Here is a 795-nt window from a genome sequence, read left to right on the forward strand (position 1 = left end):
CGCGTCGGGTTGCGCAGGGCTCCACGTCAGCTCACGCATCGCGAGGCGGTAGCGGTCGGTCGCGAGGAGCGTGACCTTGTCGCCGTCGATCTCCATCCGCACACCGGTGAGGATCGGCAGGGTGTCGCCCTTGTCGGCCGCGACCGACACCTGCGCCACGGCCTGGGTGAAGACGTCTCCGGCGATGGTGCCGCTGGCTTCGGGCGCCGCCGGAAGCGTCGGGTAGTCGGACACCGGCATCTCGCGCAACGCGAACCGTGAGGAGCCACAGGCCACGTTGACCTTGGTCCCGTCCGTGCTGACGTCGATCGGCTTGTTGGGCAGGTTGCGGGAGATGTCGGCGAGCAGGCGCCCGAGGACGAGCACCTGACCGGCCTCGGCCACGTCGGCCGGGACGGTGATGCGCGCGGACATCTCGTAGTCGAACGCGGAGAGGGTCAGGGTGCCGTCCTCGTCGGCCTCCACGAGCACGCCCGCGAGCACCGGCACCGGCGGGCGCGCCGGCAGGCCACGCGCCACCCAGGTCACGGCCTCGGCCAGGACGTCTCGCTCAACCCGAAACTTCACGGTGCACTCACTTCGACGGGGAAGGACATTGGGGCTCAGACACTAGTGCCTGCCGGTGACTGGCACCACAGACACTCCCCGAATCACTGAACCACCCAAACCAGACGTCTCTCACGCCGCAGACCAGGGGCCGGCGCGGTCGTCCTGACCCTCGTTGTCGGGGCTTCCCTCCTTCTAGGGGGTCTCGTCATAGTCATAGGTGCTGTGGACGCTGTGGACAACCGGCAT

1 protein-coding gene is annotated in these 795 nt (G+C 68.6%); it reads right to left on the reverse strand.

Annotated features, from left to right (window positions below; translation table 11 throughout):
- Nucleotides 1–567 (reverse strand): DNA polymerase III subunit beta (gene dnaN, locus ABD194_RS19565; RefSeq protein WP_343994611.1); only part of this gene is annotated, 567 nt, incomplete at its 3' end.
- Nucleotides 568–795: the final 228 nt, after the last annotated feature.

This window comes from Terrabacter terrae (genome assembly GCF_039529575.1).
GTDB classification, from domain to species: Bacteria; Actinomycetota; Actinomycetes; order Actinomycetales; family Dermatophilaceae; genus Terrabacter; species Terrabacter terrae.